This is a genomic window from Variovorax sp. PAMC 28711 (genome assembly GCF_001577265.1).
Taxonomy (GTDB): Bacteria; Pseudomonadota; Gammaproteobacteria; order Burkholderiales; family Burkholderiaceae_C; genus Variovorax.
In genome coordinates this window covers 2,550,924-2,570,300 of sequence record NZ_CP014517.1, presented here as the reverse complement: position 1 = coordinate 2,570,300, position 19,377 = coordinate 2,550,924, and the positions used below count along the sequence as shown (strand labels likewise).

The window sequence follows — 19,377 nt, the reverse complement described above, 5'->3', positions numbered from 1 at the left end:
GCGCTCCGTCAACGGCAAGGGTGCCTGAATGAAACATCCAGTTTCCGGTGCTTGACCGCAGAGGCAAATCCGCCTTACGGCCTAGCCGGCACCGTTGGGCCTAAGGCGAAGGGACTAGACGCAACGAAAAGACGAGCGGCGTCAGGGCGGCGCGGCGCTGACGCTGCCCTGGCGCAGTGCCGAGACCTGCTCGGCGTAGAGCGCATCGATGCGCTCGAGCCGCGCCTGGCGCGCGGCCTCGTTGACCCATTGCGCGGTCATCGCGTTTTGTCGTGCGAGTTGGTAGGAGAGCTTGGCCGCGGGCATGAGCGAGGTGTCGTCGGCGGGCAGAAAGCCGGCCAGGTCGTGCAGCGACTTGAGCACCGCGCGCTCGCCCTCGCCGCGCGGGCCTTTGATGCGCCCGTAGGCCGTGAGAAAACTCTGCAGGCGCGCCTGCAGTGCCGGTGGGTAGTCCCGTCGCACCACGATCTGCGCGTGCGGGATCAGCTCCGACTCCCAGATCACCTGCAGTCGCTCGGCCTCTGCAGGGAACTGCAGCCGGAAGCGCTCGAAGTCCGCCGTGTTGTTGGTCGCCAGATCGGCCTCGCCATTCGCCACCGCGAGCGCCGCCGCCTGGTGGGTACCGACCAGCTCGCTGGCAAAACGGGTCTCCATCGCGATGTGGTGCGGCAGGAAGAACTGCAACTGCGGCACGATGAAGCCCGATACCGAACGGTTCTCGCCGCGCGCGAGGCGCCATCGCTCCGGCCCGGCGAGCAGGTCCTGCAAGGTGCTGCGGTTGCCCGCCTTGCGCGTGAGCAGCAGCGCGCGGTAGCCGGGCAAGCCGTCGTGCCGCGTGACCTGCGCGATCACCTTCATGCGCCGCTGCGTGACGGTGTCGAGCGCCATCTTCCCGGAGAGAAACGCCATGTCGACCTGGTTGCGCTGGATGGCTTGCTCCAGCGCTTCGTACGACGTCACCGAGAGCACCGCAACCGGCCGGTCCATCGCGCGGCCGAGGTCGGCCAGCAGCGGCTCCCAGTCGTTGCGCGATTCCAGCGCCCCGCCGAGCGGCAGGATGCCGAAGCGGATGGGCGTTGCGCCCAAAGGCGCAGGTGCGGCACGCGCGGACGGCTGGGCCGAGGCCAGCATCGACACGCCGAGCAACAAGGCACACAGAACGCGGAGAACCTGCATGGAACACAATTAGATACCAACTTCCGAGCGCAAGCGTGATGTATTGCGCTCCCCGTCATCCCTGTTCCACCGCATGAACTGGTCGATTCGCGCGCTGCGCAAGCTGCTCAACCTGTCGCTCGCACAACAGCTGGTGCTGCTCGCGCTGCTGCCGGCGGCCGTCGCGACGGTGGGCGCGATCGGCGTGCTCACGGGTCAGCATCTGACCAGCGTGACCGAGCTGATGCGCGCCAATGCGCAGACCGTTGCACTCCAGGTCGCCACGCTGGCGCAGCAGCCGATGGCGCACATGGACCGGCGCGCGTTGGCGCGCACGGCGCAATCGGGCGCGTACCAACCGCACGTGCAGCAAGTGCAGATCTGGTCGGAAGACGGCGAGATCGTCGCGCGCTCCGAAGCCCCCGGTCGCCGCACCGGCGAGGGCCTGCAGGCGGTCGCGCCGATCGTCAACGACGACGGCAGCCGGCTCGGCAAGGTGATGGTCGAGATCAGCCTCGACGCGGTGCAGGCGGCGCGCAAATCGGTCGGCCTCAACGTGGCGCTGGTGCTGGCCGCCACGCTGATCGGTGTGAGCCTGGCGGGCTGGTGGGCGGCCCGGCGGATCAGCGCGCCGATCCGCGCGCTGGGCGAGGCGGTCGACCGGTTGGGTGCGGGCGAAGACGCGAGCGTGGCGATCGAAGGCACGCAGGAAGTGCGGCGATTGCAGCGCGGCTTCAACGAGGCGGCGAGCGCGATGGTGCAAAGCCAGCGCTTGCTGCAAAGCCGCATCGGCGACGCCACCGCCGAACTCGCGCGCAAGAACGAGCAGCTCGAAATTGCCAGCCAGGCCAAGACGCGGTTGCTCGCGGCCGCCAGCCACGACCTGCGCCAGCCGCTGCACGCGCTCACGCTTTTTTCCGACGGGCTGGCGAACGGCGAGACCGATCCGGTGCGCCTGCAACGCATCGGCCACATCAAGGAGTGCGTCGACTCGCTGGACCGGCTCTTCTCGGAACTGCTCAACCTCTCGCAGCTCGACGCGGGCGTGCTGCAGCCGCAATGGCTCGACTTTCCGCTGGACCGCCTATTCGACGAAATCAGTCGCAATTTCCGCGCGGTGGCCGAGCAGCGGGACCTGCGCCTGGTGGTGCGCAAGACTGAGCTGTGGGTGCGCTGCGACTACGTGATGCTGTCGCGCGTGCTGAACAACCTGGTGTCGAACTCGCTGCGCCACACCACCGAAGGCGGCATCCTGGTGGGCGCGCGGCGGCGCGGCAAGGGCGTGCGCATCGATGTGTGGGACACCGGCATCGGTATCGCGCCGCAGCACCAGGCCCGCGTGTTCGAGGAGTTCTTCCAGGTCGACCCGCACGGCGAGGCCGGCTCGCGCGGGACCCGCGGCATGGGCCTCGGACTGGCCACTGTGCAGCGGCTCGCAGCCCTGCTCAACACCCGGGTCGAGCTGACGTCGCGTCCGCAAAAAGGCACGTGCGTGCGGCTCGTCGTGCGGGCCGCCGCCCCGGTGGCCTACCTGCCGCCGCCCGGCGGTCCGTCGGCGGGAACTGCACTGGACGAAGAAGCCGATCTGACGGGTGTGCGGGTGCTGGTGATCGACGACGAACGCACGATCCTCGAAGGGCTGCAGGTCGTGCTCTCGAACTGGGGCGCCACCGTGATGGCGGCGCAGACGCGGGCAGAAGCGCTGGCCCTTGCCGACGCCTGGGCCGCACCGCCGGAAGTGGTGGTGAGCGACCTGCTGCTGCATGGCGGCGACAACGGCCTGGACGTGATCGCCGCGCTGGAGCGGCACCCGAACGGCATCGGCGCGAGCACCGCGCGGCTGCTCGTGACCGGCGAGACCAAGGCCGACCGCCTGCGAGAAGTGGCGAGCGCGGGTGTTGCCGTGCTTTACAAACCGGTGTCGCCGCGCACGCTGCGCCAAGCCATCGCCGCCCAGCTCGCGGTCGTGCGCGAAGCGGCCTGAGCGTTCCCCTGGCCATCGGGCCTATCCCGGGCGCACCGCATCAGCCGTCTGCCTTATCGCGTGGAACGAACCCGCTTCGTACATTGGGACCGTCTCACTTTGCGTGTGCCGATCGCCCATGGTTGTTCGCTCCCCCTCGATGCGCTGGCCGCTGCTGCGCCGAATCTCCGCCCTTGTGGCGGCGGGGGCGACGGCGTGCGCCATGTTCACCACGATCCCGGCACGTGCGGCCAGCCTGACGGTGCTGGTGGCCGACGAAGTCGCGCCGTATGCGGAGTTCGTGCAGCAGTTGCGTGCACTGGCAGCGGACGCATCCCCGGCGGAGGAGGAACGTGCCGTCGCCGGTGTGCGCACGCGCAGCGTGCGGCCGGGTGCGGCAGCGGACATCAACGTGACGATCGCCGTCGGCGTGACCGCCTCGCGCGCCGCCATCGAGCGGCCGGGGCCAGACCCGCTGGTCCTCGCCATGCTCACGCGGCTGGACTACGAGAGCCTGAAGTCGCAACCCGCGTTCCGTCGCAGCGACCGTCGCGTGGGCGTGCTGCTGCGCGACCCGTCCATGGCCGACCAGCTCGCCCTGGTCGACGCGGTCCTGCCGCGCAAGCGCCGGCTCGGCGTGGTGGCGACCGCCGAATCCGAACCGCTCCTGCGCGAGTTGCAGCGCGCCGCGCAGGGTTGGGAGCTGCAGATCGAGTACGCGCCCGATGCGAAATCGCTGGCCGCTGCCCTGCGCTCGGTGCTGCCCCGCAGCGATGCGCTGATGGTGCTGCCCGACCTGATCGGCGACAACCAGGCCGCGACGCTCGCCGTGCTGCGCGCCGGTGCCGGTGCCGGCCTGCCGGTGTTCGGCGCCAGCGAAGGCCTGGTGCGTTCCGGTGGCCTGGCCGCCGTCGTCTCGACGCCGTCCCAGCTTGCGCAGCAGGCGCGTGCGCTCGCTCAGAAGCTCGTGGCGTCCGGCACGGGCTCCGCTAGCGCGCTGGTCGAGGCCGCCGCGCCGGCCACCGTTCGCGTCAACGCCACGGTGGCCCGGGGGCTCGGCCTTCGCCTGCCCAACGAGCGCGAACTGACCGAACGCGTGACCGCCCTCCGATGACCGCACCGAGCCCGCGACTGGCGTTCATGCCCTCCCCTCTCTCGCCTGCCGCTCCGGACACGCTGCGCCCGCGCACGCGCACCCTTGTCGTCCGAGGCCATCTGCGGCGCGACCTGGTCCGGCTCGGCGTGCTGCCGTGCGCAGTGGTCGCACTGGCGCTGACCGGCTGGTTCACGCACAGCCGGCTGCGCACGCTCGAAGCGGCCTTCGACGCCGAAGGCCAGGCCGTGGCGCGCCAGGTGGCGGCGATGTCGGACCTGAGCCTGTATGCCGGCGACCTGCCGGCGCTGCAGAACGTGGCCAATGCCGCGCTGCGCGGCGGGCAGGTGACCCGCGTCGAGATCAGCAACAGCGCAGGCGTCTACGTCACCGCCGGCTCGACGCCACTGCCGGTCGACCGACTGCGCATCTTCGCGGCGTCCGTCACCGTGCGCGAGGCATCGAGCGCGACCGCGTTCGCGCCGCAGGGCTCGACCGCCGGGGGCGATGCGCCGATCGGCCTGGTGCAGACCTTTCGCGACACCAGCGCCTATGCGCGCGCACGCACCCGCTCGTTGCTGGCGGGCATCGGCATCGCGCTGGTCGCGCTGCTGGCTGCGTGGGCGTCGGTGCGGCACATGGCGCGCGCAGTGGCATTGCCGCTGCGCCGCGTGTCGGACACCGTGGCAGCGCTGGAGGCCGGCAATTTCGACGCACGCTGCGATGTGGTGGGGCGCAGCGGTGAAGGCGTGGGCGGCTCGAAGCACGAAGTCGCGGTGCTGGCGCACGACATCAACCGGCTTGCCGAACGGTTGCAACGCAATCACCAGATCAGCGAAGAGCGCGTGCGCGAAGCCACCGCCGTCGCGCTGCAGCGCATGGCCGAAGCCGAGCAGGCGGCCCTCTCGCGCGCCCGCTTTTTGGCGGCCGCGAGCCACGACCTGCGCCAGCCGCTGCACGCGATGGGCCTCTTCATCGACGGCCTGCTGCCGACTGCCACGCCGACGCAGAGGCCGGCCGTGCAACGCCTGCAGGAGAGCACCGCCTTCATGGGCGTGCTGCTCGACGACCTGCTCGAAATCTCGCGCCTCGATGCGCGCGTGTTGACGCCCGCCGTCACGAACGTGTCGCTTGAAGCCCTGTTCGACCAGCTCGCTGCACAACACGGCGCACAGGCGCGCGAGACCGGCATCCATCTTCACTGGCACGACCGCGGCTTCGCGGTACGCACCGATCCGGCGCTCATGCTGCGCATCGTCGGCAACCTGGTCGCGAACGCGATCCGACATGCGCCGCCCGACGGCACCGTGCTGGTGGTCGCGCGCCGCGCTGGCATCGGCAGCGTGCGCATCGAGGTGCGCGACAACGGCGTCGGCATCGCGCCGATCCACCAGGCGAGGATCTTCGAGGAGTTCTACCAGGTGGCCAACACCGAGCGAGACCGTCGGCAGGGCTTCGGGCTCGGCCTCGCGATCTGCGCACGCATCGCTGCGCTCCTCGGCACGCGCATCGCGTTGCGCTCGGCGCTGCAGCGGGGCAGCACCTTCGGCGTGACGCTGCCGCGCGCCGAGCTGGCCGACGTCGCGCCGCCCGCGCCCGAACCACCGGCGCCGATGGCGCTCACGCAACTGCACTGCATGGTGGTGGACGACGACCCGGCCATCCTCGAGAGCACCCGAACGCTGCTCGAGCTGTGGGGCTGTACGGTGGTGTGTGCCACGGGCGGCGCGCAAGCGATCGCCCTGCTCGGCGCATCCGGCGCGCGCTGCGATGTGCTGTTGTGCGACCTGCAACTGGCCGGCGACGAGGACGGCATGACCGTGATCGACGCTGCGCGCACATTGCAGCCCGGCGCCTTGGCGGTGCTCGTCTCGGGCGCCACCGGCCCCGAGGTGCTGCAGCGCCTGCGCAAGGGCAGCGTGATGCTGCTGACCAAACCGGTGGCGCCAGCCAAGCTGCGCGCGCTGCTGTCGACACGCGGGCGCAGCGCCTGAAACGCCCGCTGCCCATGCTCGATCCGGCCGCGCTCCCGCACATCCGGCCGTTCATCGCGACACCCGCGTACGGCGGTGCGATGAGCTCGGTCTACGTGCGCAGCCTCCTCGGGCTGGTCAACCTCGCCTGGACGCACGGCTTTTCGATGCAAACGCGCTTTCTCGACGGCGACAGCTTGGTGCCGCGCGCGCGCAACCGGCTGGTCGCGGAGTTCATGGCCGACGCGCGCTGGACGCACCTGTTCTTCATCGACGCCGACATCGGCTTCGAGCCCGAGGCAGCGCTGCGGCTCTTGCTCTCCGGTCGCGACGTGGTGGCCGGCATGTATCCGCACAAGTCCGACGGCTGGCCCGCCGCAGGGCTGGCGCAGGCACTGCCCGCGGGCAGCACGCGCGAAGATTTCGAGGCGCGCCACGCCAGCTTTCCGATGAACCTCAACGACACCGCGATCGATGCGGACGGCTTCATGGAAGTGCTCGATGCGCCGACCGGCTTCATGCTGATCGCGCGCGACGTGTTCGTGCGCATGGCCGCCGCGTTTCCCTCGCTGCGCTACACGCCCGAGCGGGTGCCGCACGGCGGCGACGCCGTGCCGCACCACCGGTTCTTCGAAATGCTGGCCGAGCCCGACAACGGGCGCCACCTGTCCGAAGACTTCGCCTTTTGCCGGCGCTGGCAAAGCCTCGGCGGCCAGGTGTTCGCCGATGCGCAATCTCGCTTGCAGCACCACGGACAGCGCACCTACACGGGCGACCTGCCGCGCGCGCTGGCCCAGCGGCACGGCGTCCAGGTCGAGCGGCGTTGAGGCTGCTGCTGCTCGACCCCGGGCTCGCACAGCGCAGCGGCCACAACGCCGCGATGCTCGAAGAGTTCGCCGTGCAGGCCGCCGCCACGCCAGGCTTCACGATCGTGTGCGCCGCCTCATGGGCCGTCGATCGAGCGGCGTTCGCCGACCTCCCGTGCGAAGTGATTTCGGCTTTTCGCGTGAACGGGTACTCCGGCTTCGTGAGCGACACCGAATCGCATGAAACGCTGCTGCAAGACCTCCTCGCGACCTGTCTCGAAGACCTTGCACGCCTCGATCTCGCCGGCATCGACGGGGTGTTGATGCCGACGGCCTACCCGGTCCATCTCGCGGCCGTCGCGCGCTGGCTTGCGCACACACCCGCCGTGCGCCTGGCTTGCGGCCTCCTCATGCCACCGCGCTTCTGGGCCGGCAACGCGCGCGCCGAAGTGTGGCTGGGCGATCTGATGCGCGACACGCTGACGGCGCTTTCCGTTCGGCCCGGCACCGTGCTGTACAGCGAGTCTTCGCGCTATCGCCTCCGCGCGACCGAATTCGACACGCCCATGCTGCTGCCACCTTGGGCCGACGCGACGCTCGACTGGGTGCGCTCGCGAACGACGGCGGACGCGCGAGCCATGGACCGCACACTGCGCTTCGGCTTCTTCGGCGCGCCGACGGTTCGCAAGGGTGTGCACCCTCTCCTCGCGGTGATCGGCGGCGGCCTGCCGCACGCCACGTCGATCGTCTTTGCACTGCCCCACGGCCATGAAACGCTCGCCGCGCAGTGGAACCATCCGGCGCGCGGTGTCGGTGCAAGCACCCTGCCGCGCGGCAATCGCGCCTACCTCGCTGCGATGAGCGAGGTCGACGTGGTGCTCGCCTTCTACGACCCCACGGCGTATGCCGATCAGATGTCTGGCATCGTGGCCGAGGCCATCGCATTGGGGAAGCCTCTGCTGGTCGCCGACGGCTGCGATGCGATCACCGGGTTCCTCGCTGCGCACGCGCATGGCAGCTTCATCGCGCTGCCGTTTGGTGAGCCGGGGTTGCGCGAGGGCATCGGCATTCCTGCGGCGCGTTGGCGCGAATGCCGCCGCGCTGCGGCGGCCGCGGCGCCGGGTGTTCAGCGCTTGAAGCACATCGGGCGCTACCTCGCGACAACGTGAGTGGCGACTTCCAATATTTTCTCGATGCCTCGACATGCGTAAAGATGTTCACCCACATCGCTATTTTGTCTCCAATGCGGGGAACAATGCGGCATGGCAAAGCGATCACGAGCACTAACGGATGAGCAGTGAAAAGGACTCCACGGGCGGCGTCCCGCAACCGCGACCTGTCCCCAAGCACACCGCCTTCCTGACCGATTCATCGCCCCTCGAGGTCAGCGAACCCCCGCGCCGGTGAAACGTCCTCCGGGCGGCGACGCTTTTTGTCGTCTTGGTCTGCGTGTTGCTCCTGGCGATCAATGCGTGGTTGATCTACCAAACGCGTCGCACGGAGCTGGCGCAAATCTCCCGTGCAAATTCAAATCTGGCGCAAGCCGTGACAGCTCAGGTCGAAGGCTCGATTGCCGAAGTCGAGCATGTACTGGACAACATTGTCTTCGCGCTGGAGCGCTCTGATCTCACAACCGACTCGCTGCAAAGAATGCAACCGATGCTGGTCAGCCAGGTCGCCGCGATCAAGCAGTTGAAGGGTTTGTTCGTCTACGACGCGGCGGGTCGCTGGATCGTGAATTCCGAAGCGTCCTGGGATCCGTCGCGGAACAACGCCGATCGAAGTTACTTCGTGCACCATCGGAACAATCCAAGCGTTCGGCCATTGATCAGCGCCCCGATCGTCAGCCGCTCCTCGGGAGAATGGATTATTCCGGTCTCTCGCCGCGTGAATGACCCCGATGGCAATTTTCAAGGCGTGGTCCTCGGCACCCTCAGCGTCCGCAATCTGGGGGAATTTTTGAACAAGTTCGCCATCGGTCAGCAGGGAGCAATCGCTGTGATCCTTGCAGGCCGGATTCTTGTGCGGCGGCCCTTCAGTGAGCAAGACCTCGGAAAGCGGCTCCCCGCTTCGCCGTTGCAGACCCTTTTCGCCACCCAGCCATCAGGCACAGCAGACGCACGCTCGACCGTCGACGGTGTTCAACGCATCATCAGCTTTGAACACATGCAGAACTATCCGGTTCTGGTGACCGTTGCAGTCGGTAAAGACGAGGCTCTCGCGGACTGGGAAAGCACTTCCATCATGCAGACGGCATGGGTCATCGTGCTGTGCATGATGGTGGCCGGGGCAGGTACTTTCGTGATTCGTGCCATCCGCCTGCGGGTCCAGGCAGAAGCGGGCCTGCGCGATGCGCGCGATGCACTCACAGAAGCGAATCAACGCCTCGCGCACCTTGCGCAATACGATGAGCTGACCGGACTGCCAAACAGGCGCTACTTCGATTCAAGGCTGCACCGTGCCTTCCGCGAGGCGCAACGCGACAAGCATTCGCTGGCGATCGTCATGATCGATGTCGATCAGTTCAAGCAGTACAACGACCGGTACGGCCATGTAGAGGGTGATCACTGCCTCCAACTTGTGGCAGATGCAGTGCAATCGGTCGCGAGACGGCCGTATGACTTTGTCGCCCGCTACGGAGGCGAAGAGATGGTCATGCTTTTGCCCAAGACGGATTCAGCAGGTGCCGAGCGCGTTGCAGAAGCCGGCAGAGTGGCTGTTTTGAATCTTCGCATTCGTCATGAGGCGTCTTCGCTGGGGATGGCGTCGATCAGTCTTGGTGTCGCTTGCTTGACGCCCCAAGCCCACGACATGCCCGAGGACCTGATCAGAGTAGCCGACGCGGCTTTGTACAAGGCCAAGCGCGAGGGCAGAAACAGGGTGTGCATCGATCCTCAGCCAGGATTCGCAGCCGGTTGAGCGCGAAGCAGACGCTCGCGCCAACCACCGCTCAGAAATCCGCGCAGCCGTTCCGTTTTTCCGTGTCCACGCAATTCAAGAGATTCGGCCGCGAGCGCACACGCGACCACTCGCGTGCCAGCAGGTCCCCGCCCTGCGAGGCGCGGTCGCCGTCGAGCGGGCCGGTCGCCAGGCAGATCGGCGCCTGGCCGATGTTGCGGTCGTAGAGCCAGGTTGTCGGCAGCTCGCGCAACACATCGGGCAAGGGCCGCGAGATGGCCGCCGAGATCTGCAGTTCTCCCGGCACGACGGTGACGCGATAGCCTTCTGCGGACGTGAAGGTGCCGTTGATCGGATAGCGCCCGGGCAAGCTGAAATTGGTGGCCGGGCTGTTCAGCGCGCCGCTGAACCCAGCACCGCTGTCGCCGAGGATCAGGCCGGCCAGCGTGTACGTGAACGGCAGGTTCGGCAACCCGTAGGGCCGCATCTGGCTGGCCACCACCACGCTCGCATCGGGCTGCTGGCGGTAGATGAAGTGGTTGGCGCCCGGCGTCACGGTCACGCCGCAGAAGCCGCCGTACGCGCAGTTGTAGAAGTTCGGCAGGGGCGCCGAGCCGACGAGGCCTGCGCGGGTTTCGCCAACCCAGGTGTCGGCCCACACGCGCCACGGCGCACCGCCGAGGGTGTGGCCGCCGATGTTCTGCAGGCGCGCCGCCGTCACCAGGTCGATACCCGCCGTGCTGCTCACGTTGGCCGCCAGCGACAGGTCGCCGATCAGATTGCGCACGAACACGTTGGTGGCCGCCATCGAGCTGGCCGAATCGGTCTGCGGCGAATTGCCGGCCGCATCGAAGGTCGTGGCCGTGACCGGGCCGATGGTGAGCGCGTCGGCATCGACGTACTGGAAGGAACCGGCCGCGGTGCCGACCACCGTGCCGACGTTGTTGCCCGCATCGGTGAGCGTCACGCTGCCGGTATTGGCACGCGCGAGCAGCGCCCCGGCCGTGATCGTCGCGCCCGCCGCCTGAGTGACGTTGCCGCCCGCGAGGAGCGCGAGCCGCGGTGTCGAGAGCGTGCCGCCAAGGTTGATGCTGCCAGCGCCGCCCTGGTTCTGCAGCGTGAGCGGCGACGTGAGGGCGAGCGGTCCGACCACGTTGATGTCGCCGACCTGCGCATTGCTGCCCGCGACCACCGTGCCTGCCGTGAGCCGCGTGAACTCGTCGGCCGACACCGAGAAGCCAGCCGCGCTGGCGCCGCCGAGCGTGATCGGGTTCAAGGCCGCATCGACCGCGTTGCCCGCCGCATCGACGCCGCCCGGACGCAGGTTGAGCACGTTGCCCGCGCGCACGGTACCGCCGACGACCAGCGCATCGGTGCGGTTGTCGTTGCTCGCCCGCAGCACGACGTTGTTGTTGCCGTCGATGCGCGCCGCCGGCAGGAGCGCATTGAGCGTTCCGCCGGAAGCAGCCGCGATGACGACGCCGGCGCCGTTGCCCGCGGACTGGCCGGTCACGTCGATGTTGCCGCTCCCCTGCGCGTTGAGAAACGCGCCGTTGTAGAGCAGCACGCCGACACCCGATTCGGTTCCGCCCGCTTGGCGCAAACCATGCACAGCGATGTCGCCGTCCACGCTACGCACCGTCGCGCCGTTGATCACCACGCCGTGGCCCGGCAGGTCGGCGCCGCTCGGCACGAAGCTGCCGATGCCGGTGATCGACACCTTGCCACTGGTCGTGAAAATGCCGGCGCCGCCCGTGCCCCCCCTGACGCCTTGCAACGTCACACCGCTCTGGTTGGTGCTGGTGCCGAGGATCGTGACGTTGCCGGTCGACGTAGAGATCGCCGTGCCATCGATCAGCACCGCCGGAAACGCGTCCGAAGAAAAATTGGTTGGGCTCGTGGTGCGGCCGGTGAGCAGCACCGCGCCGCCCGCGAGCGCTTCGTTGCCGCCGGAAAAAATGCCGGGGCCGGTCTGCACATTGCCACTGCGCGTGTCGATGGTGATGCCATCCAGGCAGATGCTGCAATCCGCGCCGGGGGCGAAGGGATCGTACGGCGCCGTCCACGCGCCGTTCATCGTGACCTTGCCACCGTTCGTGTAGATGTCTCCGCTGTAGCTCACCTGCCCGCCACCCACGCCCGCCGCCGCGCCGTTGGCATCGGCATGGAAGACCACGTTGAGCGGCCCGCCTGCGCCAGCGGATGCGATGGTCGTGCCGCCGTTCGAGCGCACGCTGCGGTGCGCATCGAGGGTCAGCGTGCGCGTGCCGGTCGCCACGTTGTAGAGGATCTGCGCATCGTCCATGAAGATGTCGCCCTGGTCGGCGGCGCCGCCGCTGCCGGTGGTGATGCGCACGTCGGTGCCGGCGTTGAGCGCGGCGCTGATGTCGCCGTCCTGAATCGTGGAGTCGGTGATCGGCGCGAACGGATCGAGCGGCGCCGTCCCGGCCGCAGCGCCGTTGACGATGGTGACGTTGTACGGATCGATGAGCCAGGTGCCCGCCGTTCCCGCGGGCGCGGCCGCGTCCACCCGCGTGCCGGCAAGATCGAAATGCGGTGCCGATGTTTCGATGGCACCGCCGTTGCCGCCCGCATTGCCGCCGCGCGCGGAATAGGTTCCATGCGAACGCAGCGTGTCGTCGGACACCACGCGGATCGTTCCGCCGTTGCCGACCGGCGACAGGGCGTCAGCCCGCAGCGCGACGCCGGGTCCGACCGCGACTGCGTTGGCCCCGAGAACCTCGATGCGCCCGCCTTGCCCCTTTCCGCTGGCATCGATCAACGGTGCGCCGGCATCGTTGCCGATGGTGCCGAGTTCGATGTTCCGACCCGTGATGCTGACGCGCCCGCCTGCACCTGTCGAATTTGCGACGTTCAGCAATGCGGCCGAGGGCGTACTGTCGTCGCTGCGATAGACCCTGACGTCACCCGCCCCGCCGACGATGCCGATGGTGCCGCCTGTCGCGCTCAGTTGCGTGGTCGCGTTGCCGTCGATCCACACGGCGTACGGCCGCTGGCCTGCTTGCGTGGGATCGTTCTTGCCGTCAGCGGTGCCGAAGCCGGCGCTGCCGGCCGTGCCGCCCAGCATGAGCGAGCGCCCTTTGCCAGCGGCGATGTTGCTGTTCAAGACGCCGACGCCATTCGATGCGTTGAACTGCGCGATATCGGTGCGGGCGAGGAGCGCCTGCATTCGCTCAAGGTCCGCTCCCGCGAGCGTCAGATCGGCGCCCTGGCCGGTGATGCGCACGTCGCCACCGGTCTGCACAATGGCCGCTTGCACCAACGTGCCGGTCGCAAAACTGAGGCCGGGATTGTTCAGCGTGGCATGGGTGGACAGGCCCACGGGTTCACCGGCCACGAAGCCTCTGCTCGAACCGTTCAGCGAAATGTTGCCTGTGGTGGATCGAAGGGTGGAGCCGAGAGCCACCAGGGTGCCGGCCGCCGCGAGCCCCCCGCGGCCTTCGAGAGTGATGGTGCCGGCGTCGGTGAGAAGCGTTGTGTCCAGGGCTGTGAACACGCCCGCGCCCGATGCGATATTGCTTTCGTCGACGAGACGCGTGATGCCCTGCCCGCGCAGGCTGATGCTGCCGCTGCCGGGTCCGCAGACACCGGCCTGATGGCCACAGGCCGACAGTGTGCTTTGCAGGATCTGGATGCCGCTCTCGGTCCAGGCGCCTCCGATCTCGAGCGCTCCGCCGTGCGTGCCTGCGTAGCCGCCCACGGCATACCCCTGTTCCGGATTGTTTTGCCCGTAGAAGCGGATGTTGCCGCCGTTGCTCAACACGTTCGCACCGACGAGGTTGATGGCGCGTGCGATGGGCTGCGTCTCGCCGCCGATCATGGGATCGGTGGCCCCGGGCAGTCCCGTGTTGCGGATGTCCGTGTTGAAGTCAACGTTCAACTTGCCGGCCGTCGACCGGATCGACGAGCCCGCGCTCATGGCGATGCTGCCTGCCGAAGCGACTGTGAGCGTGGCGTCGGGCCCGGTCGTCTTCACCACGTCCGCGCCCGCAAGGAACTGGACACCGAAATTGGGCTGCCCTTTGCCGGGTCCGCGCGCGTCGCTTTCGAGCGTGACATCGGTGCCCTTTTCCAGGGCGTGACCGATGGCCGCCGCGCTGATGCGGCTGGCGATGCCGGTCGTGGGATCGATGGTCGTGGGGGTCCCGAGCGAGGCGGGGTCGATGTACAGGTCGTGCGTGCTCTTCGCAATCCATCGCCCGTTGGCCTGCCCGGCGCCGCCAGACGCGTCGATGCGTGCGCCGCCGCTCACCTGCAGCGCTTCGGCGTCCGTGACGATCAACCCGCCAGCGCCACCGCCGGCGCCGCGGGCCGACAAGCTGCCACCGAGGTAGAAGCCCGTGCCGGAGGACGATTGACCTTCGACGTCCCCCGGCAATGCAACTTTGCCATTCGACACAAGCGCGATCGAACCGCCAGCGCCATCGGCCGTGGCATCGGCCCGCAGCGTGCTGTCCGCAGACAGCGTCAGCTGATTGGCGGCGAACTGGGCCAAGCCGGCGCCCCGCGTGGTGGCCTGGATGGTGCCCCCCCCCGCCGGGCCGCTCGCATCGAGCGTGGCACCACCGAGTTCGAGGTTCGTGCCCGTCAGCGCGATGCTTCCGCCGCGGGTGCCGGGCAGCGTGCCGGTCGCATCGAGCGTTCCGCCAACGCGCACGATGTTCGTGTCCGCCGCCGACAGCAGGATTTCGCCATTGCGCGATTCGAGCGAGCGCGCCTGCAGGGTGCCGCTCTGGTTCACGACCTGTTGCACCACTTCTGAAGCACCGACCATCACGATGCGCCCACCATCGGCGATGAGCGTGCCGGTGTTCATGAGCTGGGCCGTGGTCGAATCGTCGCCGGCCTTCGACTTCGCAATCTCGAAAGTCGTCAGTCCGCCCTCCGGGACTTTGAAAGCGGTGAGTCCGTCGCCGTCGAAATCGATCGTGACCTTGCTGGCCGAAACCATGCCGATGGAGCCGCGCGCGACATTGATGTTGCCGTCGTTGCGCACGATGGCGCCGACCAGGGCCACCGTGCCACCTGAAGCGGCAGCGATCGACGCGCCGGCCGCCACCCGCACGCTCGCGGTGCTGCCCGCATCCGCGCCCTCGAAGGCAAAGCTGCTGCCCTTGCCCAGGGGCACATCGGCGCCGCCACCCATGAAGTTGCTGTTGCTGATGGCCAGCGTCGAGGCCACCAGTCCGCCGACACTCACCTGCGAGCCGTTGGCGAACGTCACGCCTGCCGGATTGACCAGGAACACATGACCGTTGGCGGTGAGCTGCCCGGCAATGGTGGAGGCTTGCGCGCCCGTCACGCGATTGAGCAGCACGCTGGTGGCGCCAGGCTGCGCAATGTTCACCCGGTCCAGTGCACCGATGGAAAAGGTCTGCCAATTGAGGATGGCGCGATTCGACGTCTGGTCGATGCGCATGGCCAGCCCGCCGTTCGCGAGCGCAGTGGGCGCGCGCACGGTGACCGCTCCGCCGTTCAGGGGCGTGGTGGGAACGGTCGGCAGGATCTGCGCGCCGGCAGGCGCCATGCCGATGCAGGCCAGCGACAGCGCCAATGGCCGCAGCCGCCAGTGCGATCGCTGCGGCGCGGAAACGGACGACGAGGAGGCATTCATACGGAACTTTCCTGCAGCGGTAGTCGAGACCATGGTCAGAAACTCTTCTGTGCCTGCACGTAGAGGCGCGGGTTGCGGCCACCGCCGTCGCTTTGCGCGGGACGCGTGCCGTCGCGCCAGGCCACCGTGGCGTTGATCGAAAAGTTGCCGGGCCGCGACCATGACAGGCCCACGCCGTAGCCACGCAGGCTGATGCCGTTGGCCTCGTCGAACAGCGTCGGGGCGCGCGAGCGTTTGCCGCGAGAAGCGTCGTAGAACAGGAAAGGCGTGAGCTCGTTGTTGAACGACCAGCGCCACTCGACGGTGCCGATCAACCCCTGGTCGACCAGCGCCTCGCTCGACGAGTAGGCACGCACCGCGCGCGCGCCGCCGAGCGACAGCTTTTCCGACGCATCGAGGTTCTTGCTGGCCCACTGGCCGCCCAACGACAGATAGAGCGAGTGGCTCGGGACGACCGCCTGCAGGCGCGACAGCTGAAAGCTCAACTTGCTGAAGCCGCCTTCGGTGCGGTGGCCGGTGACGGCCTGGTCGAACGCAAGACTCTGGGCGTCCCGAATCGCGAGCGAGCCGTGGTACAGCGTGCCGGAGCTGGCCCAGTAGCCGCCACCGAGCAGGTCGTCGCGCCGCTCCCAGGTCCAGCCCAGACCCACGCCGTTCACCCGCTTGCGCGACTCGAAATCGACCGCGTCCATCGAGTCGGTGAGGTCCTTCGCATCGGCACTGAGCCGCAGCAAGAGGTTCTGCTGGCGCTGACGGATCAGCGGGTAGTTCAGGGAAAAATCGAGCACATTGGCCTTGCCTTGCGCGCCGAGCTCCTCGAACTCGCCCCCCAGCTCGTAGCTCACGCGCGAGATGCCGACGCCTGCGCGCAAGCCGCTGGTGCCGATGGGCGCTTCGTAAGCGAGCCGACCGAACTGCAACGCATTGCCGTTCGAGACCATCACGCGCGCATCGAGGTTGTCGCCGATGCCGAAGGGGCTGAGCCAACGCGCAGTGCCGCCGATCCGGTAGCGGCCCGACTCTTTCGTGCCGTGGTTGTCGGCCTCGGCCGCGAAGCTGAAGCGCGGCGTGGCCACGACTTCCACGGAGAGATCGGTCGTGCCCGTCTGCGTGCCTTCCTGAAGACCCGACGACACGCGCACGCCGGGCTGGTCGGACAGCAGCAGCATCGCGCGCTCGTACACCGGCGCGTTGACGGCGTCACCCCGTTGCAGCGGAGAGAGGAAGCCGCGCACACGCGCTTCACTGAGCGGGGCATCCGGCGCCACGGTCACGTCGACCTTGCCGAGCCGGCCTTCGATCACGCTGATCTCGACGATGCCATCGCGCACGGTCTGCACCGGCACGATGGCGGTCGCCAGGAAGAAGCCGCGCGCCCGGTACTGCGCGGTGATGGCCTGTGCCAGGGCTTCGAGGTCGCCGAGCGTGACGTCGCGCCCGATGTAGGGTTGCGTGATGGCTTTCAGGTCATCGCTCGGGAGCGCCTGCGCGCCGTTCAGGCGCAAGTCGTTCAGGCGAAAGGCGCTGGCCGCCAGCGCCGGTGCGACGGGCAAGGACTGGCTGGCGGCCTGTGCGATCGGGCGCCCGCAACTGTCGCAAGGGGCCTGCGTGGGCGCCAGCGTGGTGACAGGCTCCGCGGTCTGCGCGCGCGCGCCCAGGGCGAGCAGGGCAGCGGCCATGAGCGCAGCCGTGGCGGTGGGGGAAGGGGGGTGCATCTTCATGATCCGACCGTGAGGCGCCAATTGCCGATGAGGTTGAACGGGGCCCAGAAAAACGGGTGTGCCATCTTGGGGTCCTTCAGCACGGCGAGCTGCCCGGCCTGCATGGCACGCTGGATGTCGCGGCCCTTCGACAACTCGCTGTACAGCGTGCGCATGAGCGCCTCGGTGGCGTCGTCGGAAACGGGCCATAGCGACGAGATCAGGCTCGACGTGCCCGCCGATAAAAACGAGCGTGTGAAGCCCAGTACTTCGTCGCCCTGCGCGATCTTGCCGAGCCCCGATTCGCAGGCCGACAAGGTGACCAGCGCCGTGCTTTGCATCGACATGCCGATGATTTCGTGCGCCTCCAGGAAGTTCTGCTTGCCGCCTTCGTTGGCCAGCAGGATGCGCGAGTAGAGCGGGTCGATCTGGTCGGCTTCCGCATGCGCGGCGACGTGCATCAGCGGGTTGCGCGCCGCCGCTTCGCGAAACTGTGTCTTGGTGGCGGTGGCCCCCATGTAGACGGTGCTGCGCGGGAAGAGACGGGCGATCTCCTTGACCTCGGTTTCGGCGCCGGGCAGGTCGTACTTGTCCTCGATGCGCGGATTGCCGAAAGCGGTGAGCGAGCCGTCGACGCGCGGCGAGCGCTGCGCCAACTGCACCGCGATGCTCATCGACGGCGCGACCGATACCGGGTGCGTCTCGATCACATAGCGACCGTCCAGGCGCAGCGCCTGGAACGGCAGGTAATGCAGCGGGCCGTGCGGCACGATGATCAGCCGCTGGCCCGGCTGCAGCCTGAGCGGTCCGAGCAGGGCCGCACCGAGCTTGTCGGCATTGGCAATGGCGCTGCGACGGCCGCGCACCACCGAATTGCGAAAGCCCTCGACCAGCTCGTTGAGCTCGTCGCGCTTGACCGGGATGCTGTTGCTCTGGATGTCGGTCGGGCTCACGATCCACACCTGCAGGCGCTCGGGCAGCGAATGGAACTGCACCACGCGCTCGTCGGCCTTGAGCGTGCGCTGCAAGGTGGCGAGGTCGACCGTGGCGGCAGCCTCGTCGCTCACCCTGGCGCGGCCGCGAACCGCGTCGAGCAACGCGCGCGAACGGCTGCGCTCGCTCACCTCGAAAGCCTGCCGCGCATCGCCCACGTCGCTGTAGACGCCCACGCCGCGCTCGAACACCGACTGCAGATCGGAGAAGAGGCCCATCTTGAATTCTTCGCTGCGAAAGCGCGCGCGCACCGCGTCCACGCCACCGAGTGCACGGCCCACGGCTTCGGCTGCGGCCTGCTTCTGGCCCAATGCGAGTTCGCTTCGCGCGACGCCGTCCCAGGCCCAGAGCTGGTAGTAGGCGGAGTCGGTGCCGACCTGGCGCGCCGTCAGCTGGCGGTACAGGTCGCGTGCTTCTGTCGGCTTGTCTTCGGCCAGCAGCAAGCGGGCGCGCGTGCGATCGAGTTGCGCGGCGAGCGACGCATCCCTGGGCGGCGGCAGCGTGCCCATCAGCTGGCGGGCACGCGCTGCATCGCCCGACTCGATCAGCGCGTTGACGAGCGACGAGGTGACCAGCGGCGCGTAGCGCTCGGAGCTGTTCGCCAACGCCTTGTCGTAGCTGATGACGGCGCCGGAATAGTCGCCCCGCCGGGTCTGCACATCGCCGATCACCTTGTTGACCGGGCCGACCACGAGCTTCGGATCGCGCGCCGGATGGCGCAACGCCTCGCGCGCGAATTCCTCGGCCTTCTCGAGCTGGCCGGAGTAGCTGTAGACGATGGCGAGGTCGCGGTTCGCCATCGCGAGGAGATTGGGGTCGCGCGTCGCGTTGGCCAGGTGCAGCGCCTTGCTGGCCGCGCGCACGCTCTGCCGGAATTCGCCGGCTTCTGCGAGAGCCACGGCCTGGCTGCAGTACTGGTAGCCCGACAACTTGACCGTGTCCTGCGCATAGCGCACCGCGCCGTCGTTGGTGAGCGCCAGCAGCGTGTCGGTGTCGGCGAGCCGGGCCTGCTCCTGCTTGCTGGCCGCAGCTTCGGCATCGGGTGCCGGCTGCGCCGACGCATGAATGCAAACGAAAGCGACGAACCCCAGTGCGCCGGCGATCCACGGGCGCACCTTGCGCGCCCGCCCGAACCTCGAAAACCGTTCCATTCGATCCCCT

Annotated in this window: 10 protein-coding genes; 6 read left to right on the top strand and 4 right to left on the bottom strand. The window is 68.4% G+C overall.

The window, feature by feature from the left end; genetic code table 11:
* Window positions 1-141: 141 nt before the first annotated feature.
* Window positions 142-1,176, bottom strand: coding sequence for a phosphate/phosphite/phosphonate ABC transporter substrate-binding protein (gene phnD, locus AX767_RS12515; protein WP_068631646.1), 1,035 nt, complete (start codon window positions 1,174-1,176; stop codon window positions 142-144).
* Between the two features lie 73 nt (window positions 1,177-1,249).
* Here phnD and AX767_RS12510 point away from each other — a divergent pair, with 73 nt between their 5' ends.
* From AX767_RS12510 to AX767_RS12485, 6 genes are all read left to right on the top strand, one after another.
* Window positions 1,250-3,139, top strand: a complete 1,890-nt coding sequence (locus AX767_RS12510; protein WP_068631645.1) for an ATP-binding response regulator — start codon at window positions 1,250-1,252, stop codon at window positions 3,137-3,139.
* Between the two features lie 202 nt (window positions 3,140-3,341).
* Window positions 3,342-4,232 carry an ABC transporter substrate-binding protein gene (locus AX767_RS12505; RefSeq protein WP_068633654.1) on the top strand — a complete coding sequence of 297 codons (891 nt, stop codon included), beginning with the start codon at window positions 3,342-3,344 and terminating at the stop codon, window positions 4,230-4,232.
* Window positions 4,229-6,205: a hybrid sensor histidine kinase/response regulator gene (locus AX767_RS12500; protein ID WP_082755009.1), complete on the top strand. Its 1,977-nt coding sequence runs from the start codon at window positions 4,229-4,231 to the stop codon at window positions 6,203-6,205. Before AX767_RS12505 ends, AX767_RS12500 begins: the two co-directional genes overlap by 4 nt.
* A gap of 14 nt (window positions 6,206-6,219) precedes the next feature.
* The gene (locus tag AX767_RS12495) at window positions 6,220-7,011 is read left to right on the top strand and encodes a hypothetical protein (protein ID WP_068631644.1); all 792 of its coding nucleotides are present in this window, start codon (window positions 6,220-6,222) and stop codon (window positions 7,009-7,011) included.
* On the top strand, window positions 7,008-8,159 hold the full coding sequence (locus AX767_RS12490; protein ID WP_068631643.1) for a hypothetical protein: 1,152 nt from the start codon (window positions 7,008-7,010) through the stop codon (window positions 8,157-8,159). The genes AX767_RS12495 and AX767_RS12490 overlap by 4 nt, the downstream gene beginning before the upstream one ends.
* A gap of 280 nt (window positions 8,160-8,439) precedes the next feature.
* Window positions 8,440-9,909: a sensor domain-containing diguanylate cyclase gene (locus tag AX767_RS12485; RefSeq protein ID WP_237288441.1), complete on the top strand. Its 1,470-nt coding sequence runs from the start codon at window positions 8,440-8,442 to the stop codon at window positions 9,907-9,909.
* Window positions 9,910-9,940: 31 nt separating this feature from the next.
* On the opposite strand, the gene AX767_RS12480 is transcribed toward AX767_RS12485, so the two are convergent.
* The 3 genes from AX767_RS12480 to AX767_RS12470 are packed head-to-tail and all read right to left on the bottom strand — an operon-like array spanning window position 9,941 to window position 19,367.
* The gene (locus AX767_RS12480) at window positions 9,941-15,523 is read right to left on the bottom strand and encodes a two-partner secretion domain-containing protein (protein ID WP_082755008.1); all 5,583 of its coding nucleotides are present in this window, start codon (window positions 15,521-15,523) and stop codon (window positions 9,941-9,943) included.
* Between the two features lie 35 nt (window positions 15,524-15,558).
* Complete coding sequence (locus AX767_RS12475) at window positions 15,559-17,238, bottom strand: ShlB/FhaC/HecB family hemolysin secretion/activation protein (RefSeq protein ID WP_237288439.1); 1,680 nt, start codon at window positions 17,236-17,238, stop codon at window positions 15,559-15,561.
* A gap of 2 nt (window positions 17,239-17,240) precedes the next feature.
* Window positions 17,241-19,367, bottom strand: coding sequence for a CHAT domain-containing protein (locus AX767_RS12470; RefSeq protein ID WP_068631639.1), 2,127 nt, complete (start codon window positions 19,365-19,367; stop codon window positions 17,241-17,243).
* Between the last annotated feature and the right edge of the window lie 10 nt (window positions 19,368-19,377).

Coding starts and splice junctions, on each gene's coding strand:
- phnD (WP_068631646.1), bottom strand. CDS start 1,176: ATGCAGGTTCTCCGCGTTCTGTGTGCCTTGTTGCTCGGCGTGTCGATG.
- AX767_RS12510 (WP_068631645.1), top strand. CDS start 1,250: ATGAACTGGTCGATTCGCGCGCTGCGCAAGCTGCTCAACCTGTCGCTC.
- AX767_RS12505 (WP_068633654.1), top strand. CDS start 3,342: ATGTTCACCACGATCCCGGCACGTGCGGCCAGCCTGACGGTGCTGGTG.
- AX767_RS12500 (WP_082755009.1), top strand. CDS start 4,229: ATGACCGCACCGAGCCCGCGACTGGCGTTCATGCCCTCCCCTCTCTCG.
- AX767_RS12495 (WP_068631644.1), top strand. CDS start 6,220: ATGCTCGATCCGGCCGCGCTCCCGCACATCCGGCCGTTCATCGCGACA.
- AX767_RS12480 (WP_082755008.1), bottom strand. CDS start 15,523: ATGAATGCCTCCTCGTCGTCCGTTTCCGCGCCGCAGCGATCGCACTGG.
- AX767_RS12475 (WP_237288439.1), bottom strand. CDS start 17,238: ATGCACCCCCCTTCCCCCACCGCCACGGCTGCGCTCATGGCCGCTGCC.
- AX767_RS12470 (WP_068631639.1), bottom strand. CDS start 19,367: ATGGAACGGTTTTCGAGGTTCGGGCGGGCGCGCAAGGTGCGCCCGTGG.